At 48.2% G+C, this 14,038-nt stretch carries 16 protein-coding genes; 11 read left to right on the top strand and 5 right to left on the bottom strand.

Annotated features, from left to right (window positions below):
• Positions 1-4 precede the first annotated feature (4 nt).
• Both OXB_RS05970 and OXB_RS05975 read right to left on the bottom strand, forming a co-directional pair.
• Positions 5-700, bottom strand: coding sequence for an LrgB family protein (locus OXB_RS05970; RefSeq protein ID WP_041072666.1), 696 nt, complete (start codon positions 698-700; stop codon positions 5-7).
• Complete coding sequence (locus tag OXB_RS05975) at positions 688-1,074, bottom strand: CidA/LrgA family holin-like protein (RefSeq protein WP_041072668.1); 387 nt, start codon at positions 1,072-1,074, stop codon at positions 688-690. The genes OXB_RS05970 and OXB_RS05975 overlap by 13 nt, the downstream gene beginning before the upstream one ends.
• A 252-nt stretch (positions 1,075-1,326) precedes the next feature.
• On the opposite strand from OXB_RS05975, the gene OXB_RS05980 reads away from it, so the two are divergent.
• The 4 genes from OXB_RS05980 (at position 1,327) to OXB_RS05990 (ending at position 4,378) form a co-directional block, all read left to right on the top strand.
• Positions 1,327-2,406 (top strand): AI-2E family transporter, encoded by a 1,080-nt coding sequence (locus OXB_RS05980; protein ID WP_041076353.1) that lies wholly within the window; start codon positions 1,327-1,329, stop codon positions 2,404-2,406.
• 164 nt (positions 2,407-2,570) lie between these two features.
• Positions 2,571-3,152, top strand: a complete 582-nt coding sequence (locus OXB_RS05985) for a TetR/AcrR family transcriptional regulator (RefSeq protein ID WP_041072669.1) — start codon at positions 2,571-2,573, stop codon at positions 3,150-3,152.
• Between the two features lie 55 nt (positions 3,153-3,207).
• On the top strand, positions 3,208-3,363 hold the full coding sequence (locus OXB_RS18825; protein ID WP_158333653.1) for a hypothetical protein: 156 nt from the start codon (positions 3,208-3,210) through the stop codon (positions 3,361-3,363).
• Positions 3,341-4,378, top strand: coding sequence for a YhgE/Pip domain-containing protein (locus OXB_RS05990; RefSeq protein WP_052483887.1), 1,038 nt, complete (start codon positions 3,341-3,343; stop codon positions 4,376-4,378). Before OXB_RS18825 ends, OXB_RS05990 begins: the two co-directional genes overlap by 23 nt.
• Before the next feature lie 247 nt (positions 4,379-4,625).
• Here the strand turns inward: OXB_RS05990 and OXB_RS05995 are convergent, their stop codons facing one another.
• The gene (locus tag OXB_RS05995; protein ID WP_041072671.1) at positions 4,626-5,741 is read right to left on the bottom strand and encodes an IS4 family transposase; all 1,116 of its coding nucleotides are present in this window, start codon (positions 5,739-5,741) and stop codon (positions 4,626-4,628) included.
• A gap of 410 nt (positions 5,742-6,151) precedes the next feature.
• On the opposite strand from OXB_RS05995, the gene OXB_RS06000 reads away from it, so the two are divergent.
• Positions 6,152-6,568, top strand: a complete 417-nt coding sequence (locus tag OXB_RS06000) for a hypothetical protein (protein WP_041072672.1) — start codon at positions 6,152-6,154, stop codon at positions 6,566-6,568.
• 33 nt (positions 6,569-6,601) lie between these two features.
• On the opposite strand, the gene OXB_RS06005 is transcribed toward OXB_RS06000, so the two are convergent.
• The gene (locus OXB_RS06005) at positions 6,602-6,940 is read right to left on the bottom strand and encodes a CHY zinc finger protein (protein WP_331711249.1); all 339 of its coding nucleotides are present in this window, start codon (positions 6,938-6,940) and stop codon (positions 6,602-6,604) included.
• Positions 6,941-7,097: 157 nt separating this feature from the next.
• On the opposite strand from OXB_RS06005, the gene OXB_RS06010 reads away from it, so the two are divergent.
• Positions 7,098-7,376 (top strand): hypothetical protein, encoded by a 279-nt coding sequence (locus OXB_RS06010; protein ID WP_041072674.1) that lies wholly within the window; start codon positions 7,098-7,100, stop codon positions 7,374-7,376.
• A 15-nt stretch (positions 7,377-7,391) separates the two neighbouring features.
• On the opposite strand, the gene OXB_RS06015 is transcribed toward OXB_RS06010, so the two are convergent.
• Positions 7,392-8,108 (bottom strand): hypothetical protein, encoded by a 717-nt coding sequence (locus OXB_RS06015; RefSeq protein WP_041072676.1) that lies wholly within the window; start codon positions 8,106-8,108, stop codon positions 7,392-7,394.
• A gap of 94 nt (positions 8,109-8,202) precedes the next feature.
• Here OXB_RS06015 and OXB_RS06020 point away from each other — a divergent pair, with 94 nt between their 5' ends.
• The 5 genes from OXB_RS06020 to OXB_RS06045 all read left to right on the top strand — a co-directional run bounded on the left by OXB_RS06020 (position 8,203) and on the right by OXB_RS06045 (position 13,992).
• Positions 8,203-9,474 (top strand): acetyl-CoA hydrolase/transferase family protein, encoded by a 1,272-nt coding sequence (locus OXB_RS06020; protein WP_041072678.1) that lies wholly within the window; start codon positions 8,203-8,205, stop codon positions 9,472-9,474.
• A 116-nt stretch (positions 9,475-9,590) separates the two neighbouring features.
• The gene (locus OXB_RS06025) at positions 9,591-10,988 is read left to right on the top strand and encodes an MBL fold metallo-hydrolase (RefSeq protein ID WP_041072680.1); all 1,398 of its coding nucleotides are present in this window, start codon (positions 9,591-9,593) and stop codon (positions 10,986-10,988) included.
• An 18-nt stretch (positions 10,989-11,006) separates the two neighbouring features.
• Positions 11,007-11,360, top strand: coding sequence for a rhodanese-like domain-containing protein (locus OXB_RS06030; RefSeq protein WP_041072682.1), 354 nt, complete (start codon positions 11,007-11,009; stop codon positions 11,358-11,360).
• Between the two features lie 1,110 nt (positions 11,361-12,470).
• Complete coding sequence (locus OXB_RS06040; protein ID WP_442852899.1) at positions 12,471-13,199, top strand: ABC transporter permease; 729 nt, start codon at positions 12,471-12,473, stop codon at positions 13,197-13,199.
• Positions 13,200-13,203: 4 nt separating this feature from the next.
• On the top strand, positions 13,204-13,992 hold the full coding sequence (locus OXB_RS06045) for an ABC transporter ATP-binding protein (RefSeq protein ID WP_041072688.1): 789 nt from the start codon (positions 13,204-13,206) through the stop codon (positions 13,990-13,992).
• The last annotated feature ends 46 nt before the right edge of the window (positions 13,993-14,038 follow it).

Raw genomic sequence — 14,038 nt, forward strand, 5'->3', positions numbered from 1 at the left:
TGAGTTAATAAAAATGAAACAGCCAGGCGATGAGTGGTCCAAACACAGATCCCGTAATGGCTGACAAGGTCATGGCGACGGAACTCATGGATGCTTCCTGCTCCCCGAATTCAAGCGCTTTTGAAGTGCCAAGTGCATGCGCTGCCACTCCTAATCCGATACCACGGCCGAGCGCAGTATTGATTCGGGTGTAGCGCAAAAGCAAAGGGCCGAACATGATGCCCGTCAATCCGGCGGTAATGACGAAAACGACTGCCAAAGTAGGATTGCCGCCCAACCCAGCAGCGATTTCCATCGCAATCGGGGTCGTGATCGATTTCGGTAAAATGGTCAGAACAAGTTCATCCGAAAAACGGAGCAGCTTTGTTAGTAGGGAACCGCTTAGCATTCCGAACAGGCTGCCGATCACCACCCCGCTGAGAACAGGCAAGAGATGTATCCGTAATACGTCCCGCTGCTTATAAAGGGGGACTGCCAAGGAAACAATCGCCGGTCCCAATAGCAAGTCGATCCACTTTCCGCCGATCATATACGTGTCATACTCGACTTGGAAGAGGACCAGCACAAGTATAATGGCGATCGTGGCCGTGAACATCGGGATCAGAAGCGGATTCGAGTATTTTATGTATAAGAACGTTGCTAGAGAATATATCAGGATGGTCAAGGCGATATAAAGGAGAGTTAACCCTACGATTTGCATTTGGCCTCCTCCTTTCTATTTGAAATTTTGGAAGCGATGGATTGACTGACAAATCCGGCTACCCACATGGTCAGGAACGTGCCGATGATCGTGAGGGGAATTAACACGACGCCCCGGCTCAGAAAGAATGAGCCGAAGTTCATCACTCCGACAGTAGCCGGTATGAAAAAAATCGGCAGCACAGATAAGAATAGATACGAACCGCCTTCCACCCACCTCAGCGGTATGACTTTCAGTAATAAAGCCATCCAAAGAAGCAGCAATCCGAGAATGCTTCCCGGCAATGGGATGTGCAGCAGCTGTTGAAGCCACTGGCCGACCGCGAAAAATCCCAATAATAAGATAACTTGAAGTGCGTATTTTCCCAATTTCATAGCTGACAGGGCGGAATCCCCCCTTCTGTTTGTTTGACAGGCTTATTGTATCATATTTGGAAAAGCGGCTCCCGCCGTTATTTTAGTCAGCTAAATTTCGTACTTTTTCGGATTTCGTATTTATTGATCTTTTTAAACATATTTACGGAAATTGTGGAGACATAGTGAAACCATTTTCCGATGCCATCCGTATAACAACGGATAGTGTGGAGTTGCTTTGAATAGATGGCATACATAAAAGGAAGTGAAACAGTGACGAAGAAATTATGGTTCCAGGTCGGAGTGGGAATCCTGCTGGCATTGCTCATCATCAAATACTTCATGGAAATAAATAGTATTTTCGCTCCGATCGTCATTATCGCTAAAGCGATTTTCTTGCCGCTGCTGCTGGGCGGGGTTCTTTATTATGCTACCGAACCGATCCAGCGGTTCTTGGAAAGTAAAAAAGTGCCGCGTTGGGGAAGCATTTTATCCATTCTCATCGGGTTGGTGCTTGTCATTTGGGGATTCGGCTCCGTTGTCGGTCCACCCGTTACAGAACAGGTGAATACACTCGTGGAGAATGCCCCTGCCATTGCCAAAGAAGTGGATCACATCAAAGACATTGCGTTGCAACAAAAAGAGGATCTGCCTCCAAAATTGCAAGAATCGATTGACAGTGCAGCTGAATCCGTCCAATCCATCGCAGTCAAATTCACAAAATGGATTGTTCAATTTCTGCAGTCCTTCTTCCAAGCGATGTTCCTTCTTGTGCTCGTCCCGTTTTTCTTCATCTTCATGTTGAAGGACCATGAAAAGCTTGCGCCATTCGTTTACAACTTCTTTTCAGGAGAAAGCCGGGAGTGGGTCCGCAAAACATTGCATGACATTGACACCGTGCTCCGTTCGTATATCCAGGGACAATTGCTGATCAGTGCACTATTGGCAATACTGTTATTCATCGGCTATTGGGCGATCGGATTAGAGTACGCACTGCTACTGGCATTCTTCAATCTGTTCATGAATCTGATTCCGTTCCTCGGGCCGTGGATCGGGGTGGCGCCCGCGCTGATCATTGCGCTGATTCAAGAGCCGAAATTGATTATTGGTGTGGCCATCGTAACATTGGTTGCCCAGCAGATTGAAAGTAATCTGATCACGCCGAACGTTATGGGGAAATCACTCGATATTCACCCGCTTACCGTTATTACCGTCATCCTGGCGGCAGGAAATATCGCCGGCTTTCTCGGCATCATCTTGGCCATTCCTACTTACGCGGTCGGCAAAGCCATCGTGAAAAACGTCTATGCGCGCCGGAAAGAAATCAAGCTTGCGGCGACGAAAACAGTGTAGGCTGGCTATCCAATCCACTCTCTTTTACAGGGAGTGGGATTTTTATGTACAGCGAAAGTTATGTAGCACCAAATCCCATGACCATTTGGAAAAACACTTGCATTTAAGAAAAGGGGATGTTAGGAATGCAAGTAACTACTTGCATTCCGTAGGAGCTGAAGTAATTGTCAACACAATCGACAGGGGACCGCATATTGGAAGCTGCTATCCAATTGATCAGTGAAAAGGGCTATGCGGCGGCTACGACCAGGTCTATCGCCGAGCTGGCCGGTGTCAATGAGGTGACCATTTTTCGTCATTTCGGAAACAAACATGGTATTTTGCAGGCCATCGTCCGTAAATTTTCGTACGGCCCGATTCTACAAAAAACAATCCAACTTGAAGTGACGTATGAATTGGAAGAAGACTTACTCCGCTTCGCCCATGAATATCTCCGTTACATGTTATCCATTAAAGATTTTGTGATGATCGCTTTTAAAGAAGCAGGTGCTTTTCCGGAAATCGATGAGGAAATCGCACAGGTCCCGCGTTTCATCAAAGGGGAGCTCATGGCTTATTTTGCGGAGATGAAACGTAGGAAGCTAATGGCGGACCTGGATGAAGAGGCGGTTGCGATGTCTTTTATTGCACTTAACTTCGGCCATTTCATCTCTACTGCTAGATTTGAATCAAAAGTGACAGAGAAGAAAATTGAAGAATTGTTGAAAACGAGCATTACTATTTTTTCTAGGGGCATCACTCCCTAGAAAAAATTTTAAGCAGCATGCAAGTAAGTACTTACAAACAAGGAAGGTGTTCATTATGAAAGGGTTAAAAGCATTACTTAATGTAAGAGGGACGTACATCGGCATCTCCGCAGCCATTTTATTTCAACTCATTTTCTTCGCTGTCTGGCTGACCGCTTACATGGGGGTGCAGGATCGTACAGACCCCATTGTCTGTCAGCATTGTAGATGAAGATGGAACGGGGGAGGTTGCAACTGCTTTACAGCAAGGTCTTTCTTTTCAAGTGAAGGTCCACTCTCAATTGGATGAAGCACTTGAGGAAATGAACAAACGGGAAACGGAAATGGTTATTCAAATACCTTCCCATTTTATGACTACATTACAGGAAGGGAAGCAACCATTTATTTATTATTGGATCAACCAAGCCAGCCCGATTTTCAGTAAATCGATTATGGAGCAGGCGGCCAACCAAGTGACAAACGAGCTAAATGCAAATGTATTCGCCAAGCAGACTGCATCGGGAGCCGCAGTCTTCATACAACAATTGCAACAGTTGCGGCTAGATCTCCCAACTGAACAAGCTATAGCCGGGGCAATTCAATCGCAATTGTCCGCTTTGGAAACCGATCCGGTTAAAAAAATTATCAAGAAACCAAACGAAGCTAGCGAATTTTCAGCCAATCTTGTTCCGCTTATGGTGATCATCTCTTCCTTTGTCGGTGCGATGGTCATGATCATGCAAATTCACGAAGCCTCCTCGTTTCTCCGGACGGCCCACTCCAAGTGGAGCCTGTTTCTCGGCAGACAGCTGATCAATGTCACTGTCGCTTTTCTGCTACCTTTGCTAACGATCGGGCTGATGCGCCTGTTCAGCGTTGAAATAGAGGAGCCGCTATATCTGGTGTATCTGTTTCAAGGCGTCATGTTCCTGACCTTCCTCCTATTCGCTCAAGTCTTCGTGTACTTGTTTGGCAATTACGGGATGGCGTTTAATATTCTGGCACTCTCTCTTCAGCTTGTAACGTCGGGGGTGCTCATCTCGAGAGATTTGCTTTCAAGTGGATATCGTACACTCTCCGCCTTCCTACCAGCTACTTATGGGGCGGATGGCATGTTGTTGCAAAAGATGACATCTCTAGCCTGGATTGCAAGTGTTGCCCTTATTATTGCTGCGGGAGCTGTGGTTGCCGGGAGGGAATCATACTTTGTCAAAGCGATTCGGCAAAAAAACATAATAGAAAATTGACTTAACGGGCGGCAAAGTTTTAATATAACCGGCCCATTGGAAAATAAGTGGAAGTAATACTGGTTGTATAGTATGCTAAATGAATAGAGTATAGTGCTGGTCACTAGCGTTGCATGAATATTAATTAAATATTCAGTCACCATTCTATCTTTATTTTTGCCAAAAAGGGAAGCACCTGAATAAAGGTAGCGCTGTCCATTTGGTAAGTTTATACAGTTATCCATAAGTGACGGGTCAGCAGGGATCGTTACGGTATGCTTCCACTCCTGATTCTACGAAGCCAATACCGGGACGACTCCCATAGATTAGCGGCTAGAATACGTGAAATCGCCAAGATGGATTTCCTGCTGTTTGTTTCCGATTGAATCAGGACGTTCAGACAATAGGCAATCAGAGCCAGATAAATCTGGTTTTTCACAGCGTATTCACTTTGACCGTAGAAATGCTTGATCTTCACGTGCTGCTTGAGCCACTTGAAGAACAATTCGATGGCCCAGCGAGAACGGTAGATTTCGCTGATTTCCTCCGCGGAAATGTCGAAACGATTGGTGATCAGCCGCAATTCGCCCCCCTTGCCATCAGGGATGACAAGGATTCGGAAAACGTTCTCCGTACAGTTCGGATTGGCGCCTACGAACGCCATCGTGTCGGAAAGGGCATCACTCCCTTCCGGAAGGGAGAATGTGTGGATGGGATGCAGAACGGCATTCTTCTTCAACCGACAGACGAAGAAAAGCCCATCGTCCGTGAAGCGGTCAAACCGTTCATAATCCACATACCCGCGGTCGAAAACATACATGGCCTCCTTGTCGTCAACAAGCACTTCGAGTTGATTACGGTCGTGCTCCTTGGCGTTCGTGATGACCTCTTTGTCGGGGTAATGAGTGCCGTTTTCATCGAACACCAAGCGTATATGCAGCTTTACGCCGGCCTTGGTCTCCCGGAATTCGGCCCATTTAAAATGGTTTACGTTCAACGGGATCGTTGTGGAGTCGATGATTTTCAGGAGCAACCCCTTTTTGGGCGAAAGTTTTTGTACAGCGATCTGACTAACCAGTTGCATGAAAAGATTCGACAGAACCGTTGGATCCAACCGATTATTCTTTCTGGAAAGCTGCGACACACTGATGGAATCCACGCCGATCGCCCGTTGGAAATCCCGGTTTGTCAGCGCTGCTTCCAGTGCGTGCAGGCTGTCTGACTCCATTAATTGAGCATACAGCATGAGAAGTGTGTAAGCTTGCGTCGTTAACTTCTTTGTATACCGGTCTTGCCCATGTATGGTCACAATTTCGTTGAATTTCTCAAAATCAATGGCATTCAGCCATTTACCAAATGAAGTTTTTCGTGTATTCTTGTCCATGAGTTGGTCCTTTGTATTGGATTTGGACAGGAACTACCTGTACCTTCCATTATAAAGGACTTTTTCTTTTGGATTCCTTAGATTTTTGAAGGTTTTATGAATTCCTAATCTTCAAAAGATATTAATGCAACACTAGTGAGTGCTGGTACAAAATATAAACTCTTCCAAAACACATTAGGAGCGATGCGTGATGGATTTTCTAAAAATAAGGTTTTATCTCGAACTGCTTCCCTCACTATGGGTTTGACGGGGAGTCTATATATGGTTCCGATGCAGGTTGCAGCGGAAGGGCAGCCCAGAATGCTGACTGTCATCGCTTTCCTATTCATATGGTACGTCATTTTCACGACAAATCTTACCTTCCATGAACTATGTGAAAAATGGTTTGAACGGAAGGGAGGGAGGTCAATATGCGATTTGCATCCATCTGCTTTTTATTCCTGCTTTTGGCCGGATGCAGCAAAGAGCTGGATTATACGGAAGTCGAGCTGAACAGTGCCGGAAAGGATGTCCAGGAATTTATTCATAAAGTGCGGAAGGACAATGGTTATTATTTGTTCATGGACGGGGAGGACACATACTACCTGTTCCTGAATGGAAGTATAGCGGAATCGGGAGAGACCGCTATTCATTTCCCCGATCTTCAAATTGAAGCACAGCAAGACGTGTTAAAACTTTCTGTCCGAGAAAGTCGGGTCGCCGGGGACTCTACGGAGATCGGGCCGAAATCGGCGGTGCTCTATCGGATTCAAAAAGACCGATCCTACGACACGCTTCTCTTGGAAGTCAATGGGGAGGAAACTAGCTTCGACGGAATCGGGATGTAAAAAGAGGCTCGCTCCCAACCGGAGCAGCCTCATTCATGTCGCAAAATACAGATGCCGATGCAGCTTGCATCCTGGGTTGAAGGGGGCGGAGCACTGTGGGCATTCCGACTTGCATTCAAGGTATTCCGCAATGGTCAGCTCATGCCCGCATGCTCCGCATAGGATTGCTCTGTCCCCGAACCTCTCCTTTGGCCACACATCCGGCTGTCCACAACCGATCTCCTGATGGCATTCATAGCAAGGATAATATATCCCGCAACAATGGAACTTGATCGCAATCCGATCGATTTCGGTATGGTAATGGACACAGCGCGTTTCCTCGTCCACTTGAATTCCCCGAACTTCAAAGCCTTTGATTAACAAATGTAGCACCCCTATTCGAAAAAGATAAAATTACGAAATTCAGAGACCTATCCGATCGATATCGTCCATCACTAAATTTGCCGTTTCGAGAGTCATTTTACAGGACTTTTCACAGGTATAGTTTTGTCAGTCCGGAGCACGCTATCCTTAAAAAGGACTGATTCCCATGTTAACAGAATTCCCGGTAATCCATACGAATGTGTGGGACGCACTTTGGGCCGTGCCCGTCATTCTGCTTTCGCTATTCCTCATCCGTCTATTCTTCAAACTTTCGGTCGCCTGGTTTTCCACGATTGCGACAGTCATCGGCTTGATCTTGTCGATTTTCATCAGCCATCCCCACAATCTCGCTGCAGGAATTTTCATGGGGTTCTTCTACGGCGGGGCGGCGATCGGCGTGATCTATTCCATCAGCAATTCTTTCCGCGCATACCGGGCGAGTTGAAGGCAGGGCGGATCTTCAACCGCCCTTTTTCAACGGACAAAATCCGCATTGCATGAGTCCGGGCACGTCTTTTGAAAAACAGCATGTCGTCCGCACTTCCGTATTCAATAACGCGGAAGGTTCACAGCCGCGTAAATACGTGGCGAATAAAGAGCGCGGCGCGATGCCGGACCATAGAGCATCGTCTTTCCATAATTCGAGATCTTCCCTCGCTTCTTCGGCAGTGCCGGGATTCGATAGCAACACATGATATTGCCATAGCAGAAAGCCGAAGATGTTTTCCCATAACGTCAGTGGGGAAATGGAGGAGACAGACCGGATTTGACGTATGACGGAATTGGAGAATTCAAGGATATCCCGGATGATCACTTGCCGGTCCATCCCGTCAACATCTTGCCAGTCATCTGCAGAAGCAAACGTACTTACTGATAATTTCCCGTATTCTTCCCTTGCTCCGAAACGCAATTCGTCCAAGTTGCCACTCCAGATTTCATCATATGCTGCCAAATTATAAGATTGCATGGCGATGAACATGCCGAGCCGCCGCATGAAATACGAGGCGGCTACTGTCCGGTTCGGACTTTGGCTTACAGTTTGGATAATGTCCAGGGTGGATTCGGTTTGATTTGCATCCAAGAGTTCCTGTAAGGAGAATAGCGGATGGGCCGGTTCTTCGATATATACACTATACATATTCAACTGTCTGATTTGGTCGGTTGTAAGAGTTGTCATACCTTCATTATATGAAAATTATAGAAGATTAACAAGTTGAGCGAGCGCTCAGTCTGGTGTATAATATGGAATATACGGTAAGGAGGAGACAGTTGTGACGAAGCGACTGGAAACAGAAGAGATTCTTGGGTTGATAGATAAAGAAGCGGATATCATCCTCCCTTTGGCGGCAGGGGAACCCGTTCTTTTATTAGATATATTGGAGAAGCATTATCGGAAGTTGGACAACGTGAAAATTCATCAGATGTTACCCATTCGCCAACGGGATTATATGTGGGGCGAGATGAAAAACCATTTGTCGCATGTGTCCTACTTTTTAAGCGGCGTCAATCGCAAACCATATGAACAAGGGACCATTGAGCTGGTGCCGAATGTGTTCCACGAAATGCCACGCATATTGAAGAAGACGACTAAACTGTCCATGGTGTTAGCGGTGGCCTCCCCGATGGATGAACATGGGTATTTTTCGTTAGGGACACAGGCGGATTATATTGCCAACTTCATCGGTAAGGTGCCTTTCATTTTGGAAGTCAATAAGCATATGCCGCGAACGTTCGGGGAAAATCAGATTCATATTAGCCAGATTGCGGGGTATGTCGAGCATGACGCTGCGTTAATGGAAGCGGCGTCCGCACCAATCCAGGAGAAGGACCGGAAAATTGCCGAGTACGTAACTGCGGATATTGAAGATGGGGCTACGTTGCAGATCGGGATCGGCGCCATTCCGAATGCCGTCATGAAGATGTTGAAGGATCGACGGCACCTCGGCATCCATACCGAGATGTTGACGGATGGTATCGTCGACCTGGTGGCGGCAGGTGCCGTAGACGGGACGAGGAAGTTCACGAATAAAGGAAAGATCGTTGCGACGTTCGCATTTGGGACGCAGCAGCTGTACGATTTCATCGACAATAATCCTTCCATCGAGTTTTTGCCGGTTGATGTGTTGAATGATCCCCGGGAAGTGGCGAAAGAGGAGAACTTGGTATCTATCAATGCGACGACCGAGGTGGATATGTATGGCCAATGTGCTTCGGAAACGGTTGGGGGCCGTTATTATTCATCAACTGGCGGACAAGCCGACTTTGCCCGGGCTGTCCGTTTTTCGAAGTACGGCAAGGGGTATGTGTGCATGCACTCCACCGTCAAAAACGACACGATTTCCCGGATCAAGACATTTCTAGCACCCGGCTCGGTCGTGACGACATCCAAAAACGATGTTGATAATATTGTGACGGAATACGGGATTGCCCGGCTCTACGGCAAGTCTTTGTCTGAACGGGCCAAGGCGTTGATCGCCATTGCCCATCCGAAGTTCCGGGATGAATTGACGTTTGAAGCGAAGAAGAATGGATTTTTAATCTAAGCAGCATCCTCTTGGGGTGCTGTTTTTTTAGTATTGGCTCGGCACGTATTAATACTTGCGCAAAAATACCCCTGGTGGTATATTTGAATTAAGAAAAGAAACCGGGAGGGGTATATATGTATTTTACTTCATTCACAGATAAGAACTTGGCGCAGAATTCCTATTTAATCGGTTGTCAACGGACGGGAGAGTCGATCATCATTGATCCGCCTCGCGAGTTCGGGCATATTTTAAAGGCTGCGGAGGCAGAAGGATTACGCGTCACGGCTGCTGCAGATACACATATCCATGCGGACTACGTCTCCGGTGCCCGGCAATTGGCAGTGGAGCATGGCGTGAAACTGTATTTGTCCGATGAAGGCGATGCAGATTGGAAATATGAATACACGGATGGCATCGACGTGGAACTGGTGAAGGAAGGGGACACTTTCTCCATCGGTAACATTGATTTTCAGGTATGGCATACGCCTGGTCATACCCCGGAGAGTATCTCATTCCTTTTGACGGATCGCGGCGGCGGTGCGACGGAACCGATGGGAATACTTACAGGGGATTTCGTATTTGTGGGCGATGTCGGCCGGCCGGATTTATTGGAAGAGGCGGCTGGTATGGTCGGGACGGCGGATAGCGGTGCCCGCGATATGTTCCGGTCGGTGCAACGATTTAAACAATTGCCGGACCATTTAATCGTTTGGCCCGGGCATGGAGCAGGTTCTGCTTGTGGAAAATCGCTGGGCGCTGTACCGATTTCAACAGTCGGGTATGAGAAGAATTTCAACTGGGCGATGCAAATAAAGGACGAAGAAGCTTTTGTGGAAGCTTTATTGAAAGACCAGCCGGAAGCTCCGGTTTACTTTGCGCAGATGAAAAAGTTGAATAAGCTAGGTCCGACCATTTTGGAAAGAGAAGAGACAAACGTGATTTTCGACGCAGCTTCTTTCGAGCAAGCTATCGGAGAAAACCGTTTAATATTGGATACACGTGCCGCAGTAACGGCAGCACAAGGCTTAGTAAAAGGCTCGATCAATATCCCGTTCAATAAATCGTTTACGAACTGGGCCGGCTGGCTTGCGAAATACGACGAACCGCTTCTGGTCATTGCAGACGAAACGACCCGTTCTGACGTAAAACAAGCATTGCAATCCGTCGGGTTGGATCAAATCGAAGCCTTCGTCGATCCGGTCGCATTGGAAGGAATGGAATTACTAACGTATGAAACATTGTCCGTCGATGAGTTCGTCGAGGAGATGAAAAATCCCGATGCGTTCGTCATTGATGTCCGCAATGACGCCGAATGGCAAGCGGGCCATCTCGCCGAAGCAACGCATCGATTCCTGGGCCATTTGCGTACTCTCGATGTGCCGGTGGATCGGAAACTTTTGATTCATTGCCAAAGCGGGGCTCGATCCGCAATCGCGGCCAGCATCTTAAAAGCACGCGGATTTGAGACGGTGAAGCATATGGCGGGCGGCTACAAGGCGTATGTAGCTGCCGGTCTGCCGGTAATCTTATAAAAGAGGAGGGACCTATGGATGGAATGGATTTTCATATTACTCATCATCGGCTTTTTCGCCTGGCGGATGATGCCGGCGACAGGCGTTCGAACCTTATCCACCGATGAGCTGAAAGGGATGCTCCCAGACAAGACGAAGCAGTTTGTCGATGTCCGGACACCGGCGGAATACAAGGGGCGGCATATCAAAGAGTTTAAAAACATCCCGCTCCAAACGTTGAAATCGCAGTTGGGAAGCTTGGATAAGGAGAAAGAAGTCATCGTCATCTGCCAAAGCGGCATGCGCAGTTCCCAAGCGGCAGGACTATTGAGAAAAGCAGGATTCGCCAAAGTGACCAATGTCCAAGGCGGCATGAGCGCGTGGCGCGGATGATAATTGTTATAGAAGGAAGCCGTTCCCCCGGGCAGTATGACTGGCCGGGAGAAACGGCTTTTTTTTTGGAATGAAATTGGGGTGAAGAGTTTTCAATGAAGCGGTGGAGTTGTGCAACGATTTGCCCCCCAATGTGCAACGATCCCGCTGGGTTGACCAAAAAACTGGGGAGTTCTACAATCACCGGTCGGGTTTCCAACGAAGTAGTGAAGATGTCCAACGAATCGCCCCTGATGTCCAACGATCCCGCCAAGTTGTCCAACGAACCTGGGGAGTTCCCCAACCACCCGCCAGGTTTCCAACGAAGTGGTGAAGATGTCCAACGAATCGCCCCCGATGTCCAACGACCCCGCCAAGTTGTCCAACGAACCTGGGGGAGCTCCCCAACCACCCGCCAGGTTTCCAACGAAGTGGTGAAGATGTCCAACGAATCGCCCCCGATGTCCAACGACCCCGCCAAGTTGTCCAACGAACCTGGGGGAGCTCCCCAACCACCCGCCAGGTTTCCAACGAAGTGGTGAAGATGTCCAACGAATCGCCCCCGATGTCCAACGACCCCGCCAAGTTGTCCAACGAACCTGGGGGAGCTCCCCAACCACCCGCCAGGTTTCCAACGAAGTGGTGAAGATGTCCAACGAATCGCCCCCGATGTCCAACGACCCCGCCAAGTTGTCCAACGAACCTGGGGGAGCTCCCCAACCACCCGCCAGGTTTCCAACGAAGTGGTGAAGATGTCCAACGAATCGCCCCCGATGTCCAACGACCCCGCCAAGTTGTCCAACGAACCTGGGGGAGCTCCCCAACCACCCGCCAGGTTTCCAACGAAGTGGTGAAGATGTCCAACGAATCGGCCCCGATGTCCAACAAAAGCGCCAAGTTGTCCAACGAACCTGGGTAGTTCTCCAACCAACACGCCAAAACATATTAAAAACCTGTCGAAATCTCTCATCTTTCCGGCAGTGCCCAACACACTTCGTTAGGCATATACATACAATTTATATGAAGAGGTGGTGAACGTTGAAAAAAGAGGAGACGGCTGTACGATATGATCCATTTGAGATCGAACAGCGGGAGTGGAAACAGAAGCAAACGAAAGAGCGGTTAAAACGGATGCTAACGATCATTTCGCCCATTTTCCTCCTTGCCTTATGGGAGCTCTTGTCGAGGACCGGAATGATTGATGTTCGTTTTTTTCCGCCGCCATCTGCAATTATAGGCACGTTTTGGCAGATGCTGACAAGCGGTGTAATGGCTGGCCATATCGGAGTTTCGCTTTACCGGATCTTTGCCGGGTTCCTGGCCGGTGTCATTCCAGGCGTGGTCATTGGCTTGCTGATGGGTCTGTATTCACCGATCCGGCACTTCGTTTCCCCGATTGTGATGGCTCTCATGCCGATTCCCACCTTGGCTTTGCTACCCATCATCATCATTTTATTCGGCATTGGTGATTTGTCGAAAGTTGTAACGATCGCGGGAAGCGTTTTTTTCCCCGTCGTCATCAATACAGCAGCCGGCGTCATCAATATCGACAAGATCTACCTTGATGTGGCACAAAACTATGGAGCTAGCCGATGGAATTTCTTCTGGAAGATCGCGCTACCTGGCGCCATGCCGGTCATGTTGGAAGGGATCCAAATGGGGCAGGCGATTGCACTTCTGACGATTGTGGCTGCGGAAATGATGGGAGCGACTTCGGGAATCGGTTATTTGATATGGGTGTCGTATAAAGCATTCCTTCTTAAGGAAATGTATGTGGGCCTCATTCTGATATCATTTTTCGGGTATCTGTTCTCGTTAGTGCTTCGGGGAATCCAGAAGAAAATCCTGCCATGGAGGTGAGCGGATGGGTGGAAAAACAAAGATTGCAATACAGAATTTGACCAAAGCCTTCTATAAAAAGCAGGGGAGCGTCACAGCGCTTGATAATATCAACTTGACAATCGACGAAGGGGAATTCGTCTGTCTTGTCGGTCCGAGCGGCTGTGGCAAAACGACGCTGCTCCGAATTTTGGCCGGACTGGAAAGCCCGAGCATTGGAGACTTCACCATTGCCACGGCAGGAGAGGATCGGCCGCTTCAATCGATGGTGTTTCAGGAACGGGGAATCATCCCATGGCTCACCGTGGAGGAAAATGTGGCATTTGGTCTGAAAATGCGACATTTGCCAAAGAAACTCATACGAGAACGGACCGACTATTATTTGAAAAAGACGGGGTTACAAAAATTTTCGTCCCTCTATCCGAAAGAACTTTCCGGCGGGATGAAGCAACGGGTCAGCATCGCCCGAGCCTTCGCCAATGATCCAGAAATCTTGCTAATGGATGAACCGTTCGCCGCGTTGGATGAGCAAAATAAGTTCATCTTGCAGGAAGAGCTTTTATCAATTTGGGAAGAAACCGGAAAGACGGTGCTTTTCATTACCCATAGCATCGATGAAGCTTTGCTTCTCGGTGACCGCATCCTATTGATGAGCTCCCAGCCCGGCCGGATTGTAGAGGAGATCCGGGTAGATATGCCGCGTCCCCGTACAATGGAAGACATTCGAAAAGATCCGATCATGGCCAGTCGATTTGTTGACATTTGGCAACATTTGCAAGATGAAGTGCAACGGTCCAGACGAGAAAAAGCGTAAAGAGGAGAGATGATGTGACAAAGTGGTTGAAGAATGGTTGGTTGAC

This window comes from Bacillus sp. OxB-1 (genome assembly GCF_000829195.1).
Taxonomy (GTDB): Bacteria; Bacillota; Bacilli; order Bacillales_A; family Planococcaceae; genus Sporosarcina.

Coding starts and splice junctions, on each gene's coding strand:
- OXB_RS05995 (WP_041072671.1), bottom strand. CDS start 5,741: ATGGACAAGAATACACGAAAAACTTCATTTGGTAAATGGCTGAATGCC.
- OXB_RS06040 (WP_442852899.1), top strand. CDS start 12,471: ATGCTAACGATCATTTCGCCCATTTTCCTCCTTGCCTTATGGGAGCTC.
- OXB_RS18825 (WP_158333653.1), top strand. CDS start 3,208: ATGAAAGGGTTAAAAGCATTACTTAATGTAAGAGGGACGTACATCGGC.
- OXB_RS06015 (WP_041072676.1), bottom strand. CDS start 8,108: ATGACAACTCTTACAACCGACCAAATCAGACAGTTGAATATGTATAGT.
- OXB_RS06045 (WP_041072688.1), top strand. CDS start 13,204: ATGGGTGGAAAAACAAAGATTGCAATACAGAATTTGACCAAAGCCTTC.
- OXB_RS06000 (WP_041072672.1), top strand. CDS start 6,152: ATGCGATTTGCATCCATCTGCTTTTTATTCCTGCTTTTGGCCGGATGC.
- OXB_RS06010 (WP_041072674.1), top strand. CDS start 7,098: ATGTTAACAGAATTCCCGGTAATCCATACGAATGTGTGGGACGCACTT.
- OXB_RS05970 (WP_041072666.1), bottom strand. CDS start 700: ATGCAAATCGTAGGGTTAACTCTCCTTTATATCGCCTTGACCATCCTG.
- OXB_RS06030 (WP_041072682.1), top strand. CDS start 11,007: ATGGAATGGATTTTCATATTACTCATCATCGGCTTTTTCGCCTGGCGG.
- OXB_RS06025 (WP_041072680.1), top strand. CDS start 9,591: ATGTATTTTACTTCATTCACAGATAAGAACTTGGCGCAGAATTCCTAT.
- OXB_RS05975 (WP_041072668.1), bottom strand. CDS start 1,074: ATGAAATTGGGAAAATACGCACTTCAAGTTATCTTATTATTGGGATTT.